Raw genomic sequence first — 14,326 nt, forward strand, 5'->3', positions numbered from 1 at the left:
ACGGCAGTCTATTCCCGTCCGGCAGCGCGCTCCGTTGCCACCTGCGCCAGAAGTTCGGCGATCTGCTGTGGGTTCTCCACACGCAGCTGCGCTGCCGACTCCCCCGGTCCCACGCGGACGCCCAGATCCGTCGGCTGCAGCACCCGCATGGCGTCCTCGTCCGTCACGTCGTCGCCGGCGAACAGGATGCCGGTGGCGCCGAAGTGCTCGCGCAGCGCCGCCATCGCTGCGTCCTTGCCCTCATCGCGCGAGGAGAACTCCAGCACACGGTGCCCTGAGCGTCGACGCCAGTGCGGGAAGCGCTCCGACACCAGCGCGTCGATCTCGGCGAACACGGCGGCCTCGACCTCGGGTGTCGCGCGACGGGTGTGCACGCCCATCCCGAACGTCTTGGGCTCGAACTCGGCGCCCTCGTGGCGCTCGATGATCGGCTGGGCCGCCGCCCACAGCTCCTCGCGTGCGCCGTCCTCGGTCGCCTCGCCGGTCGGTGCCGCCTCGCCGGTTCCGGGGAACCAGTACTGCGCACCGTGGGACCCGGCGAGCGCGACGGGCGAGTCGTCCTCGTGCTCGGTGATGATCCGGAGGTCGTGCATGCTGCGACCGGACACGTAGGCGAGCAGGGTGTCCGGCAGCGCGACGAGGCGGTCGACCTGCTCGCGGACCGCAGGCAGCGCACGTGCTGCCATCGGGTCGGCCACCAGCGGAGACGCCGTGCCGTCGAAGTCGAGGGCGATCACGAGCCGAGGGGTCGTGGCGATGTCGGTCAGTGCGGCGTCAGGGGTTCCGGGCGTCCAGGTGCGGGTCACGGCGATCTCTCCTCAGGCGGTCGGGTCTCTCCCAGCCTCTCACGGCTGCGCTGTCCGCTTCTGCTTGGCCGCCTCGAGGGCGGCCAAGAACGAGGAGGACCACGCATTGACGTCGTGCTCGAGCACGCGCTTGCGCAGTGCGCGCATGCGCTTGCCCTGTTCGGCCGGCGGCATCTGCACGGCCGTCATGATGGCATCCTTGAGGCCCTCGATGTCGTGCGGGTTGACGCGGACGGCCTGTCGGAGCTCGTCGGCCGCCCCGGTGAACTCGCTGAGCACGAGGACGCCGCGGTTGTCGCGTCTGGTGGCGACGTACTCCTTGGCGACCAGGTTCATGCCGTCGCGCAGCGCGGTCACCAGCATGACGTCGGCCGCGAGGTAGAGCGCGACCATCTCCTCGCGCGGAAAGCCCTGGTGCAGGTAGCGGATCGCCGTGTGCCCCATGGTGTCGTAGTCGCCGTTGAGGCGGCCGACGGAGAGTTCGATCTCGTCGCGCAGCTGCACGTACGAATCCACCCGCTCGCGGCTGGGGCTCGCCACCTGCACGAACGTGACGTCGTCGACGCTCAGGGAGCCCTCGGCGACCAGCTCGGCGTACGCCTTGATGCGGTGCCTGATGCCCTTGGTGTAGTCGAGTCGGTCGACGCCGAGCAGGATCTTGCGCGGATTGCCCAGGCTCTCCCGGATCTCGGCGGCACGCGCCTGGACGTCCGCGCTCGCGGCGAGCTCGAGGTACGGGACCGTGTCGATCGAGATCGGGAAGGCCTTCGCGACGACGGTGCGCACGCCGTCCTCCTCCGGAACCGTGACGGTGGACCCCTTCACTTCGTGCCGGAGTCGGCGTCTGACCGCCGCGAGGAAGTAATTGGCGTCCTGTGCGCGCTGGAAGCCGATCACATCGGCGCCGAGCAGCCCGCGCAGCACCTGGTCGCGCCAGGGCAGCTGGGCGTACAGACCGTGCGCCGGGAACGGGATGTGATGGAAGTACCCGATCGTGACATCCGGACGCAGCGCCCGCACCATCTCCGGTACGAGCTGCAGCTGGTAGTCGTGCACCCACACGGTTCCGTCCGGTGCGACGGCCGACGCCGCTGCCTCGGCGAAGCGGCGGTTGACCGTCACGTACGCCTCCCACCACTCCCGGTGGTACTGCGGCGGTGAGATCACATCGTGGTACAGGGGCCAGATCGTGTCGTTGGCGAAGCCCTCGTAGTACTCCTCGACCTCCTCCTCGCTGAGCGCGACCGGGATCAGCTTGAGGCCGCCGGTCTCGAACGGCTCGAGTTCGAGATCCGCCTGACCTGCCCAGCCGACCCACGCCCCGTCGACCGAGTGCATGACGGGCTCGAGCGCCGCCACCAGTCCCCCGGGCGACGTCCGCCAAACGTCCTCGCCATCCGGGCCCTGGATGCGATCCACGGGCAACCTGTTCGCGACGACGACGAATTCTGCAACGGTCATGGAGACTCCCTCACCCTGATCGGTGTCTCCAGCGTAGTCGGGTCGGCGCAGCCTCCCCTCGCCGCGTCAGACGTCCGAAGGCCGCGAGCGATGCGGGTCGCTGAGGAACCAGTTCGCGATCCCGGCGATCACGACGACCGCTGCGGCGCACGCCGGCAGCAGCAATGCGGCGCTCGTGCCGAGCGTCTCGGCCACCTGGCCGGTGATGGCGGATGCCGCGGCCTGGCCGACCACGACTCCCGAGCCGAGCATCGTCATGACGGTCGCGGAACGCCCGAGCGGGCTGCGCGCCGCGCCGAAGCTGTACTGCGTGACCAGCGTCGGTCCGATCCCGATGCCCATGATCGCCAGGGCGACCAGCATGGCGTCGACCGTGCCGGAGGTCGCGACCAGCAGAGTGCCGAGGAACAGGATGCCGCCGAAGACCAGCCAGCGGGCGCGCAGTGTGAACCGCGCAGGCAGCCAGGCGACGCCGAGGGCCAGAGCGGCGGAGCCGATGCCCATCACTCCGTAGAGAAGGCCGGCCTGCTCGGCATCCCCTCGATCGGCCATGAACGACGTCAGCGACGTGAGCATTGCGCCGAAGAACAGCCCGACGCCGAGGATGCCTACCACGACGACCAGCACCTGCGGACGGAACAGCTCCGACGCCCGCGACGGCGCCGAGCCGTCGGCATGCCGCTCGGCGGAGATGTGTCGAGCGGTGGGGTGCAGCGCGAACGCGCCGACGAAGACGAACGTCAGAGCGGCGGCTCCGACCAGCGGTGCCCATGGAGCGATCGCCGACGCGAGGATCCCGACGAGGAACGGACCGAACACGAACACGGTCTCGTCGGCTGCCGACTCGTACGAGAACGTTCCGGAAATGGTCCTGGTCCTGATATCGGCCGGCATCCGCTCGGTGATGATCGCGACCAGGCGGGACCGCGACATCGGCGAGACCTGCGGGGCGGATGCGCCGATCAGCAGTGCTGTCGTCAGCACGATCGCGTCGACGGCCGAGCTGTAGACGACCCAGGCGAACACCGCGAGCATGGTGCCGTTCACGATCGCCGAGAGCAGCAGCACGAGGCGCTGCCCGTAACGGTCGGCGGCGGCCCCCAGCAGAGGGCCGACCACGGCGGTCCCGAGCCCGACCGCGGCCGAGGTGAGCCCGCCGAGGGAGAGCGACCCGCGGGCGGAGACCACGACGGTCAGCACTCCGACGACCATCATCGCGAACGGGAGCCGTGCGATGAACGCGATCACGAAGTAGGGAAGCCCGGCAAGTCGCAGCAGGCCGGGTGTCGCGGCCGACGCCGCGGAGGAAGTGGTGTGTGTCTGGGTCATGGCTCTCGCGCGCCGGTGGACGCGGGGATCGGGTGCCGCCGCTTTCCGCCGAGAAGTCGACGGCCGGTAGATACACAGCTGGGACGCCGAGGCGCCGACGATATCTTACCCAGGGGTACCTGCGAGAGACCAGGGGGGCCCCTCGTCCGCAGCACGTCGACTACGTTTGTGCCATGCGTTACCTCTTCAGCACCGGACTTGTCGCAGCGATCTCCGCAGGCGTCTCACTGCTGCGCGGCACGCGCTCCGAACCCGTGACCTGGCGCGCGATCCTCTCCTGGGTCAGCTGGGGGATCACGATGGCCCTTGCCGTCGGAGCCGTGGTGGATCTGAGTCGTGAGCGCCGCGGCATCGCCGTCGACGCGGATTCGCCGCAGTCCGTGAAGAAGGCGAAGAAGGCGCAGCGTCTGCAGTTCAGGTCCCAGAAGGCGCTCGCCGATGCGCAGGACCACGCGAAGGACCAGCGCTGACGCGCCCGAGCACGCCCTGGCCTCTCCGAAATCTCAGCGCGTCAGGACGAGCGCTTCGCCCTGACCGCCGCCGCCGCACAGGCCGACGGCGACTGTTCCAGTGCCTCGCCGCGCGAGTTCGTGCGACAGGTGGACCACCAGTCGATTGCCGCTGGCCCCGATCGGATGCCCGATCGCAATGCCCCCGCCGTGGATGTTGACGACGTCGCTGGAGAGGCCGAGCTCGACCTGCGAGCGCGCCACGACAGCCCCGAACGCCTCATTGATCTCGACGAGATCGAGATCCGCCGGCGTGATGCCCTGCTTCTCGCACGCCCGCTGGATCGCGCGCGCCGGCTGCGCCTGCAGAGAATTGTCGGGGCCGGCGGTCTGACCGCTCGCACCGATGACCGCAAGGATCGGCCAGCCGTGCGTCTCCGCGTTCTCGCGCGTCGTGACGATCACGGCGGAGGCGCCATCAGAGATCTGCGAGGAGTTCCCCGCGGTGATCGACCCGCCCTCGGCGAAGGCCGCGCGCAGTCCCGCCAACGTGTCGACCGTGGTGTCCGGTCGAATGCCCTCGTCCTTGGTGAGGCGCGCCGGCTCCTGACCCTGTCGGCCGGAACCGCGTCGCTGCGGCACCTCGACCGTCACGATCTCGGCGTCGAAGACTCCGGCATCCTGTGCGGCCGCGGCGCGCTGGTGCGACAGCGCGGCGACCGTGTCCTGCGCTTCACGGGTGAGCTCGTACCGTGCGTTGTGCCGCTCGGTCGACGCCCCCATGCTCTCCTGGTCGTACGCGTCGGTGAGCCCGTCGTACGCCAGGTGGTCGAGCACCTCGACGCTGCCGTAGGTCCAGCCGTCGCGCGAGCCCATCAGCAGGTGCGGCGCGCGCGTCATCGACTCCATGCCCGCGGCGATCACGGTCGTGGCATCGCCGGTGCGGATCATGCGGGCGGCATCGATGATCGCCGTCAGCCCCGAGAGGCAGACCTTGTTGACCGAGTGCGCCGGGACGTCCCATCCGATGCCCGCCCCGATCGCCGCCTGGCGCGCGGCGTTCTGGCCTGAGCCGGCGGCGAGCACCTGCCCGACGATCACGGCATCCACCTCTGCGGGGTCGACGGACGCCTGCTCGAGTGCGCCTCTGATCGCGAACGAGCCGAGCTGAGGGGCGGTGAACGGTGCCAGCTGCCCCTTGAGCCGCCCCTGTGGCGTGCGAGCGGCGGCGACGATGACGATGTCGGTCATGAGAACTCCTTGATCTGCGGCGAGACGACGAGCGGCGGCTCGGTCGCCTCTATGACGTCCTGAAGGCTGACGCCCGGCGCTGTCTCCACGAGCACGAGTCCATCCGGCGTCACGTCGATGACGGCGAGGTCGGTGATGATCCGGTGCACCACTCCCCTGCCGGTGAGCGGAAGCGAGCAGTCCTTCACGATCTTGGCCGAACCGTCCTTCGCGACGTGCTCCATGAGCACGATGACGCGACCGGCACCGTGCACGAGGTCCATCGCGCCGCCAGGGCCCTTCACCATCTTCCCCGGGATCATCCAGTTCGCCAGGTCTCCGGATGCCGAGACCTGCATGGCGCCCAGGATCGCGGCATCGATCTTGCCGCCCCTGATCATCCCGAAGCTCGTCGCCGAATCGAAGAACGCCGACCCCGGCAGCACCGTGACGGTCTCCTTGCCCGCGTTGATGAGGTCGGGGTCGACCGTATCCTCGCTCGGGTACGGCCCGACGCCGAGGATCCCGTTCTCGGACTGCAGCACGACCGTGACCCCGTCCGGCACATGGTTCGGCACGAGCGTCGGCAGCCCGATGCCGAGGTTGACGTACGAGCCGTCCTGCAGTTCGGCGGCCGCGCGTGCGGCCATCTGCTCTCGAGTGAGCGTCATGTCAGGCTCCTTCGGCCGGCGTCGTGACCGTGCGGCGTTCGATGCGCTTCGGGATGTCGGTGCCGACCTCGACGATGCGGTGCACGAAGACGCCGGGAAGATGCACCCGGTCCGGATCGAGCTCCCCCGGCTCGACGAGTCGTTCGACCTGCGCGATGCAGATGCGCCCCGCCATGGCCGCCAGCGGATTGAAGTTGCGGGCGGCTTTGCCGAAGACGAGGTTGCCGTGCCGATCGCCCGCCGCGGCGTGCACGAGCGAGAAGTCGGTCGTGATGGCCTCCTCGAGCACGAACTCCTTCGGCGAACCAGCCACGTCGAACGTACGGACGTCCTTCTCGGGGGACGCGACAGCGACGGTGCCGTCGGGGCGGTAGCGCCGCGGAAGCCCGCCCTCCGCGACCTGAGTGCCGACACCGGTCTGGGTGAAGAACGCCGCGATCCCCGAACCACCGGCGCGCAGCTTCTCGGCGAGCGTGCCCTGCGGCGTGAGCTCGAGTTCGAGCTCGCCGGAGAGGAACTGCCGCTCGAACTCCTTGTTCTCGCCTACGTAGGACGACGTCATCTTGCGGATGCGCTGCGCCCCCAGCAGGATGCCGAGGCCCCAGTCATCCACACCGCAGTTGTTGCTGACGACGCTGAGATCTTTCGTCCCCTGGGCGAGCAGCGCTTCGATGAGCGCGATCGGGTTGCCGGAGAGCCCGAATCCGCCGACCGCGAGCGACGCTCCGTCCGGAATGTCGGCCACGGCGTCGGCCGCCGATGCCCATTGCTTGTCGATCACGTGTCACTCCTTCGTGCGTCGTCTGCTCCAGCATCCGCCTCTTCCGCGCCGTTCGGAAGCCGGTGCTTGTGATGTGGTCGGATGCGCGAGTAGCGTCCACGATGTGGAACGGGCCCCGACGATCGTCCCCGGCACCCAGGCGGTGTCGAGAGCTGCTCACCTGCTGCGCCTGGTGACTGCTGGTGGCGCGGACGGCGTGACCCTGCACGAACTCGCGCGCACCGCCGACCTCTCCCGCTCGACGGCGCATCGGCTGCTGTCCGCCCTCCGCGTTGAGGGGCTCGTCGACCGGGACGACGACACCGCGCGATGGATGCCGGGACCGGAGCTGTTCCTCATGGGAACCGTGGCGGCAGCGCGCTACGACATCACCGCGCTCGCCCGCGACATCGTCCGATCGCTCGCGGTGAAGACGGAGGAGAGCGCGTTCCTCTCGGTGCGCCGCGCCGATGAGACGGTGTGTCTGCTGCGGGAGGAGGGCGCATTCCCCATCCGCTCGTTCGTCCTGAGCGAGGGCGTGCGCTTCCCACTCGGCATCGCGAGCGCAGGGCTGGCGATCCTGGCCTTCCTGCCTGACCACGATGTGGATGCCTACTTCGATCGGCATCCCGAGCTCGCCGAGCAGTGGGGGCGCTCGCACGGCTCAGCTCCGCTGCGACAGCGCCTCGTCGAGACGAAGGAGCGCGGCTACGCGGTCAACCCAGGACTTATCGTGGAGGGCAGTTGGGGCATCGGCGCGGCAGTCTTCGACCGGCAGGGCCGTCCGGAGTGGGCGCTCAGCCTGACCGGAGTGGAGTTCCGCTTCGGGCCGGAGCGGATGCCGGAACTCGGTCGCACCCTGCTCGCACACGCGCACATGCTGTCGTCGCGCATCGCGAACGCCCGGCGGTGATGGCCGAACTCATTACATACCACTAGGTATATACTTTTGGTATGAATCGTCTCGATGTGATCCCCTCCATCGTGCTTTCGTCGCATGCTCTCGCGCGCATCGCCGCTCAGGACGCCAAGAACGAGGCGCCGTCGGCGCAGTGGCGCGTGCTGAGCATCCTGGAGCGCGAGGGCGGAATCCGCCTCGGCGCTCTGGCGACCGCGGCACGCACGACGCAGCCGGGTATGACGCGTCTGATCGGCGACCTCGAGCGCGACGGACTGGTCGCACGAGCGAGCGACCCCGCCGACTCCCGCGCGACTGTCGTGAGCATCACGACCAGCGGGCAGGCAGCGGTGCAGGCCTGGCGCGCCGAATTCCGCGCGACGCTCGCGCCACGATTCGCCGACCTCGGCGACGACGACTGGGCCGCCCTGTCACGCGCGGCCGAGATCCTCGCCACCCACACGATTTCGACGCGCGCGCCCGCAGCGAGTGATGCGCAGACAGGAGACAGCGAATGACCAGCGCGAAGCCGACCGAGTCGATCTGGAAGCAGCCGGCCCAGGTGTGGGCGGTGGCGTTCGCCAGCGTCGTCGCGTTCATGGGCATCGGTCTGGTCGACCCGATCCTGCCCGCAATCGCGGAGTCGCTCGAGGCGACACCGACCGAGACCGAGCTGCTGTTCACGAGCTACCTGTTGATCACCGGGCTCGCGATGCTCGTCACCAGCTGGATCTCCAGTCGCATCGGCGCCAAGGCCACCCTGCTCACCGGACTCGCGCTGATCGTGGCGTTCGCGCTCGCCTGTGCGCTCAGCGGCAGCGTCGACGCCATCATCGGCTTCCGCGCCGGCTGGGGACTGGGCAACGCCCTGTTCATCTCGACCGCTCTGGCGACGATCGTCGGCTCAGCATCCGGAGGCAGTGGCGCGGCCATCGTGCTGTACGAGGCCGCCCTCGGACTCGGCATCGCGATCGGCCCACTCCTGGGCGGACTGCTCGGCGAGGTCAGCTGGCGCGGACCGTTCTTCGGCGTCGTTGCACTGATGGCGATCGGTTTCATCGCCGTGCTCACCCTGCTGCACACCCGGGGCGAGAAGCGTCAGCCCGTGCCGTTCTCGGCCCCCTTCCGCGCGCTCGGCCGCCCCGCACTAGCGATCCTCGCGATCACGGCATTCTTCTACAACATCGGCTTCTTCGTACTGCTGGCGTTCTCGCCGTTCCCGCTCGGCTTCGGTGCGATGGGAATCGGGTTCACATTCTTCGGCTGGGGCGTTGCGCTCGCGATCACGAGCGTCTGGGTGGCGCCATGGATGATGCGCCGTATGCGGCGCACCACGATCATCCTGACGATCCTGCCGCTGCTCGCGGCGGACCTCGTCGTCGCGGGCATCCTGGCCGAGAACGCACCGGCACTCGTGACCTGCATCGTCATCGGCGGACTGCTGCTCGGCGTCATGAACACCGTGCTCACGGAGGCCGTCATGGAGGCGACCGACCTGCCGCGCGCCGTCGCCTCCTCGGCGTACTCGTCCGTGCGCTTCATCGGCGGCGCGATCGCCCCGCCGATCGCAGCGCTCCTCTGGCACCAGTTCAACGCGACGGTTCCCTACTTGTTCGCCGCGGCATCCGTGCTGGTGGCGACCCTGACCGTGTTCCTCGGACGCCGCGTGCTCGCGCACATCGATGACGAGCCTGAGGATGCCGCAGAGGTGGATGCCGAGGCGATCCTCCTCGGCGACGCCGCCTGACGAGACCGACCGATCACGACCCGGCACCTTGTCGCCGCGGTCGGCGAGTGTCAGAATCCTCTCAACGCCGCACGCGGAGGGGGCGACGATGTCCGGATCTCGACGGAGGCTGCAGGCGACGATCCTCCTCGCGCTGGGGGCGATCGTGCTCTTGATCGGCACCGTGCTCCTGGTGTTCATGGCCGTCGCGATCTCCGGGATGGCCTCGTCGGCGCTCGGCGCAGTGGTGAGCTGGCTCCCGATGTTCGGATCTGCCGGCCCGGGCAGACCCGTGCCTCAGCACGACTTCTTCTCGCCGAGCCTGGCCATGCTGGGTGGAGTCCTGCTCTTTCTGAGCGGATGGGTGATGATCATCCGCGGCGCGACCGCCGCATGGGCAGGCCGCTTCGACGGCCCTCGTAGAACGCCCGACGGTCCTGATCGCGCGTCCGATGACGACGAGATGACTGCTCTGCTTCAGCTGTGACCGCGATGCACGCGATGCGGGAGTGAATCTCACAGTGCACTCTTAGGATAAGAGTGCAAAATTGCACTCTATGAGCGAGAGTGCAGATTCGGTGCGCAGTCAGCGCAAGCGCGAGACCGCCAGGTCGTTGACCGATGTCGCGCGCCGATTGACGAGCGAACACGGGTTCACGGGATTCACCGTCGAAGAGTTGTGCGCTGAAGTGGGGGTCTCGCGTCGCACCTTCTTCAACTACTTCGAGAGCAAGGAGAACGCGATCTTCGGGTTCGCGCTCGTGGATGACGCGGAACGCGCCCTCGACGAGGAGTTCGTCTCCCAGTCCGGCGACATCATCGACGACTTCGCTTCGATGCTGATCCGTCGATGGGCTCTGTTCGATCCGGTGGCCGATGCGCCGGCGGTCCTCGCGATCGTCGAGGAGGAGCCGCGTCTGCTCAAGGCGGCATTCGCACATCTGGCGGCGAACGAACGCCGGGACATCGCGCTCATCCAGCGCCGGATGGGAGACGACGGCGATGATGCCCATGCGCGCGCCGAGGTCATCGTGCAGGTGTTCGGCGCCCTCATCCGGATGTGCATGGACGACCTCGTCCAGCACCGCTCCTCCGAATCGTTCGAGCGGCTGCTCACCCACCGCCTCGAGATCGCCCGCACCACCCTGACCCCGTCACAGAAAGCCGACTGAATGTCCGTCACCGCCACCCCGGATGCGCCCTTCCTGCTCACCAAGCGCCGCATCTGGATCATCTTCAGCGCCCTCATCGCCGGGATGCTGCTGTCCAGCCTCGACCAGACCATCGTCTCCACCGCCATGCCCACGATCGTCGGCCAGCTCGGCGGCGTGGACCACCAGGTGTGGATCACCACCGCGTACCTGCTCGCGACGACCATCGTCATGCCGATCTACGGCAAGTTCGGCGACGTGCTGGGGCGACGCAACCTGTTCCTCGTCGCGATCGCCCTGTTCACGCTCGCCTCGATCGGCTGCGCCTTCGCCGGCGACTTCTGGTCGTTCGTCGTGTTCCGCGCCATGCAGGGCCTCGGCGGTGGCGGTCTGATGATCCTCTCGCAAGCGATCATCGCCGACATCGTGCCGGCGAACGAGCGCGGCAAGTACATGGGACCGCTTGGTGCGGTGTTCGGCCTCTCGGCTGTCGCCGGTCCGCTGCTCGGCGGCTTCTTCGTCGATCACATGACCTGGCAGTGGGCGTTCTACATCAACATCCCCGTCGGGATCGCCGCCTTCATCATCGCGCTCGTCGCGCTGAAGCTTCCGAGCAAGAAGGCCGAGAAGCCGATCGACATCTTCGGCGTGATCTTCCTGTCGATCGCGACGACGTGCCTCATCTTCTTCACCGACTTCGGCGGAGACAAGGAGTTCGGGTGGGACTCGCTGGCCACCTGGGCATGGGGTGCCGGGCTCGTGGTCGCCGCGACCGCATTCGTCATCACGGAGTCCCGCGTGCAGGACCCGATCATCCCGCTGAGCCTGTTCCGCAATCCGATCTTCGTGAACGCCACCGCCATCGGCCTGGTGCTCGGCATCGGCATGTTCGCGGCGATCGGCTTCGTGCCCACCTTCCTGCAGATGTCCTCCGGCACGTCGGCTGCGGCATCCGGGCTCCTCATGATCCCGATGATGGTCGGCCTGATGGGCACATCGATCGGGTCGGGGATCGCGATCTCGAAGACCGGCAAGTACAAGATCTACCCGATCCTCGGCACGATCATCACGGGACTCGCGATGGCGGCGTTCACCACGCTGTCAGCGACGACGCCGATCTGGTTGATCTGCGTGTTCCTCTTCGTCTTCGGCGCCGGGCTCGGACTCATCATGCAGGTGGTGGTTCTCGTCGTGCAGAACGCGGTTCCGGCGAACGAGATCGGCACTGCGACGAGCACGAACAACTACTTCCGCGAGGTCGGCGCTTCACTGGGCACGGCTGTGTTCGGCACGCTTTTCACGACCCGGCTCACCGAGAATCTGCTCGGCGTGTTCGCGGATGCCGGTGCGTCGCCGGATGCCGCATCGCAGGCCGCGTCGACGATCGATCCGGCCACGCTCAGCGCTCTGCCAGACGAGGTGCGCGACGGCATCGTGACGGCGTACGCGGATGCCCTCGCGCCCGTGTTCTGGTACCTCATCCCGTTCGTCCTGCTGGCGCTCGTGCTGTCGCTGTTCCTGAAGCAGATCCCGCTCTCGGATCAGGCGGGTCTCGTCGCCCGTGGCGAGGCGATCAGCGGCGATGAGGCCGAGCGGCTGGAGGCCGAGCTGCGCGGCGGCGGGACCGCCGAAGGCGCCGACCGGTCCGGTGCGGTCAGCGACGACACCGGCGGCGTGCCGGTCGCACGCTGAGGATTCCGACGTCCGGTCGCGCCCGCATGGGCCGGCCGGACGTCGTCCTTCTCGCCCAGGCGCACAACGCGCCCGGCGTACTGCGATCGCGCTTGCGACCGGACGCAGAAAAGCCCCAGACGACTGGCGAGAGTCTTCTGAGGCTGATCCGTGCACCCCCTGGGACTTGAACCCAGAACCCACTGATTAAGAGTCAGTTGCTCTGCCGATTGAGCTAGAGGTGCGTGGCCGGTGTTCCCCGGCCGAGGAATTACGTTACCAGGTCTGGAGCCGCATGCGAAATCGAGGCGGGCATGGCTAGGGAGAGGCTGTGAAGAGCCGCCGCGGCCAGGGGACGCACCACCCAGATCGCTATCCTGGAGAGGTGACCGACTCCCCCGCCACCCACGATCTCGAGGGCGATCTCGACCTCGCACTCCGCCTGGCACAGGCCGCGGACGAGCAGTCGCTCCCCCGCTTCGACGCAGCCGATCTGGAGATCTCGCGCAAGGCCGACCGCTCGCACGTCACTGACGCTGATCTGGCGACGGAGCGTGCGATCCGCAGCATCCTGGCAGCTGAGCGACCTGACGACGGCATCCTCGGAGAGGAGTACGGCACCCAGGGCTCCACCCACCGACAGTGGATCATCGACCCGATCGACGGCACCGCGAACTTCCTGCGCGGCGTGCCGCTGTGGGGAACCATGATCGCGCTCGCGATCGACGGCGTGCCACAGGTCGGCGTCGTCAGCATGCCGACGCTCGGCCGGCGATGGTGGGCCGCATCAGGGCTTGGCGCATGGACAGGCACGACGGCCGAGCCGCGCGCGCTGCACGTGTCGGCCGTCGATGCGCTCGACGCCGCCAGCGTGAGCTTTCAGAGCATCGCGCAGTGGGCGGATGCCGGCAAGATCGATGATCTCCTGCTCCTCGCGTCCCGCGTGTGGCGGGACCGCGCCTACGGCGACATCTACGCCTACATGCTGCTGGCCGAAGGCCGTATCGACATGGTCGCCGAGTTCGACGTCAAAGAGTACGACATCGCGGCCGCCGTCCCGATCGTCCGCGAGGCCGGCGGGCGCATGACGTCGTACGACGGGCTCGAGACGCTCTCGGCCCTCTCGACACTTGCCACCAACGGAGTGCTCCACGAGGCATTCCTCGATCTTCTGCACCCGTCAGACTGACACCGAACCGACAAGGCCCGTGATGACCCCCCGCATCCCCGCCGCAGCCGCCGCACTGCTTCTCGCCGCGAGCATCGTCGCGTGCGCGCAGGCGCCCACGGCGGTCGAGACTGACGAGGCGACGTCGCCCCCCGCGGTCGAGACGACCGCGCCCATCGCGAACGAGCCGACCGCTGAGCCAGAGCCCGCGGCCCTGCCCAGCTGCGAGACCCTCGTCACGCCGGGCACCGTGAGCATGCTCACCGAGCTCGGCTGGAGCGCCAAGCAGTCCGAGTTCCGCATCGGCGAGATGGTGGTCGAGCCCGGCATCTACTGCTCGTGGGCCGATTGGTACGAGGCATCCGATCACGGCCAGTTCTTCGCGTGGGGCGAACTCGCACCGGAACAGGCAGCGGCCGCGCAGAGCGAACTGCTCGCGCAGGGCTGGAAGCGCGAGGACGCGGACGGCGCACGGTACTTCACTGAGCCGGCCGAGTCGGCGTTCCAGACGGACGAGGACGGCTACGGCATGACCTACCTTTTCGGCGACGGGTGGGTGCGCTTCGCCGACACCAAGCAGAGTCTGGTGCTCATCAACTGGTCGTGACCGCCCGGCCGTGACATACGACGAGGCCCGCCTCCTGCTGGATCGCAGGAGGCGGGCCTCGTCGTTCCGCGACAGCGGTTCGGTGGAGCTGGGGGGAATCGAACCCTGCCCGATCCTCGCGGGTGAGGCCACTCTCCCGGAATCATGCGGGTCTACATGGTGCGTTAGAGCGTCACGCGGCGGGGTGAAGTTGAGAACGGGCGCCCAAAATGTGCCCACGATCCGCACGCTCTCGGACCGTCCGAGCCGTGATCGGATCGACTGATTCGCCCTGAGTTTCGTTCCTATCGGGCGGTTTGGGAAACGGGCGTCCCCAAGGGTGTGTCGAGGCCAGCGTAGTAGTCGGCTTCGACCTCGGCGGGGGTGCGCATGTCGAGTTCTCCGTGGAGGCGCTGGTTG

General features: G+C 68.3%; 15 protein-coding genes and 1 tRNA gene. 9 read left to right on the top strand and 7 right to left on the bottom strand.

The genetic code is table 11. The features are described 5' to 3' along the window. Positions 1 to 8: 8 nt before the first annotated feature. The 3 genes from otsB to ACWAT3_RS03250 all read right to left on the bottom strand — a co-directional run bounded on the left by otsB (position 9) and on the right by ACWAT3_RS03250 (position 3,596). The gene (otsB, locus tag ACWAT3_RS03240) at positions 9 to 806 is read right to left on the bottom strand and encodes a trehalose-phosphatase (RefSeq protein WP_460795817.1); all 798 of its coding nucleotides are present in this window, start codon (positions 804 to 806) and stop codon (positions 9 to 11) included. A 39-nt stretch (positions 807 to 845) separates the two neighbouring features. Next, positions 846 to 2,267, bottom strand: coding sequence for an alpha,alpha-trehalose-phosphate synthase (UDP-forming) (locus ACWAT3_RS03245; RefSeq protein WP_460795819.1), 1,422 nt, complete (start codon positions 2,265 to 2,267; stop codon positions 846 to 848). A 66-nt stretch (positions 2,268 to 2,333) separates the two neighbouring features. Next, positions 2,334 to 3,596 carry an MFS transporter gene (locus ACWAT3_RS03250; RefSeq protein ID WP_460795821.1) on the bottom strand — a complete coding sequence of 421 codons (1,263 nt, stop codon included), beginning with the start codon at positions 3,594 to 3,596 and terminating at the stop codon, positions 2,334 to 2,336. Between the two features lie 173 nt (positions 3,597 to 3,769). On the opposite strand from ACWAT3_RS03250, the gene ACWAT3_RS03255 reads away from it, so the two are divergent. Further along, complete coding sequence (locus tag ACWAT3_RS03255; RefSeq protein WP_460795822.1) at positions 3,770 to 4,066, top strand: hypothetical protein; 297 nt, start codon at positions 3,770 to 3,772, stop codon at positions 4,064 to 4,066. 33 nt (positions 4,067 to 4,099) lie between these two features. Here the strand turns inward: ACWAT3_RS03255 and ACWAT3_RS03260 are convergent, their stop codons facing one another. From ACWAT3_RS03260 to ACWAT3_RS03270, 3 genes are read right to left on the bottom strand one after another with little or no spacing between them, the layout of a single operon-like run. Continuing rightward, on the bottom strand, positions 4,100 to 5,296 hold the full coding sequence (locus ACWAT3_RS03260; protein WP_460795823.1) for an acetyl-CoA C-acetyltransferase: 1,197 nt from the start codon (positions 5,294 to 5,296) through the stop codon (positions 4,100 to 4,102). Continuing rightward, a complete protein-coding gene (locus ACWAT3_RS03265) occupies positions 5,293 to 5,946 on the bottom strand; it encodes a CoA transferase subunit B (protein ID WP_460795825.1) in 654 nt (217 codons plus the stop codon). Before ACWAT3_RS03265 ends, ACWAT3_RS03260 begins: the two co-directional genes overlap by 4 nt. Position 5,947: 1 nt before the next feature. Beyond that, entirely contained in the window at positions 5,948 to 6,727 is a 780-nt protein-coding gene (locus ACWAT3_RS03270) for a CoA transferase subunit A (protein ID WP_460795827.1), read from the bottom strand. A gap of 103 nt (positions 6,728 to 6,830) precedes the next feature. Between ACWAT3_RS03270 and ACWAT3_RS03275 the strand changes: the two genes are divergently transcribed. The 6 genes from ACWAT3_RS03275 to ACWAT3_RS03300 all read left to right on the top strand — a co-directional run bounded on the left by ACWAT3_RS03275 (position 6,831) and on the right by ACWAT3_RS03300 (position 12,173). Beyond that, positions 6,831 to 7,619 (top strand): IclR family transcriptional regulator, encoded by a 789-nt coding sequence (locus ACWAT3_RS03275; protein WP_460795828.1) that lies wholly within the window; start codon positions 6,831 to 6,833, stop codon positions 7,617 to 7,619. 41 nt (positions 7,620 to 7,660) lie between these two features. Further along, complete coding sequence (locus ACWAT3_RS03280) at positions 7,661 to 8,122, top strand: MarR family winged helix-turn-helix transcriptional regulator (RefSeq protein ID WP_460795829.1); 462 nt, start codon at positions 7,661 to 7,663, stop codon at positions 8,120 to 8,122. Further along, positions 8,119 to 9,351: an MFS transporter gene (locus tag ACWAT3_RS03285; RefSeq protein ID WP_460795831.1), complete on the top strand. Its 1,233-nt coding sequence runs from the start codon at positions 8,119 to 8,121 to the stop codon at positions 9,349 to 9,351. The genes ACWAT3_RS03280 and ACWAT3_RS03285 overlap by 4 nt, the downstream gene beginning before the upstream one ends. Positions 9,352 to 9,439: 88 nt before the next feature. Next, positions 9,440 to 9,817, top strand: a complete 378-nt coding sequence (locus tag ACWAT3_RS03290) for a hypothetical protein (protein ID WP_460795833.1) — start codon at positions 9,440 to 9,442, stop codon at positions 9,815 to 9,817. A gap of 70 nt (positions 9,818 to 9,887) precedes the next feature. Continuing rightward, positions 9,888 to 10,502 (top strand): TetR/AcrR family transcriptional regulator, encoded by a 615-nt coding sequence (locus ACWAT3_RS03295; protein WP_460795835.1) that lies wholly within the window; start codon positions 9,888 to 9,890, stop codon positions 10,500 to 10,502. Further along, on the top strand, positions 10,503 to 12,173 hold the full coding sequence (locus tag ACWAT3_RS03300; RefSeq protein WP_460795836.1) for an MDR family MFS transporter: 1,671 nt from the start codon (positions 10,503 to 10,505) through the stop codon (positions 12,171 to 12,173). It begins immediately after the preceding gene. A gap of 151 nt (positions 12,174 to 12,324) precedes the next feature. On the opposite strand, the gene ACWAT3_RS03305 is transcribed toward ACWAT3_RS03300, so the two are convergent. Beyond that, a tRNA-Lys gene (locus tag ACWAT3_RS03305) sits at positions 12,325 to 12,397 on the bottom strand. Between the two features lie 140 nt (positions 12,398 to 12,537). On the opposite strand from ACWAT3_RS03305, the gene ACWAT3_RS03310 reads away from it, so the two are divergent. Then, positions 12,538 to 13,341, top strand: coding sequence for an inositol monophosphatase family protein (locus ACWAT3_RS03310; protein WP_460795837.1), 804 nt, complete (start codon positions 12,538 to 12,540; stop codon positions 13,339 to 13,341). A gap of 22 nt (positions 13,342 to 13,363) precedes the next feature. After that, positions 13,364 to 13,927 carry a hypothetical protein gene (locus ACWAT3_RS03315; protein WP_460795839.1) on the top strand — a complete coding sequence of 188 codons (564 nt, stop codon included), beginning with the start codon at positions 13,364 to 13,366 and terminating at the stop codon, positions 13,925 to 13,927. The last annotated feature ends 399 nt before the right edge of the window (positions 13,928 to 14,326 follow it).

It is taken from the genome of Microbacterium sp. GXF0217, from assembly GCF_054798195.1.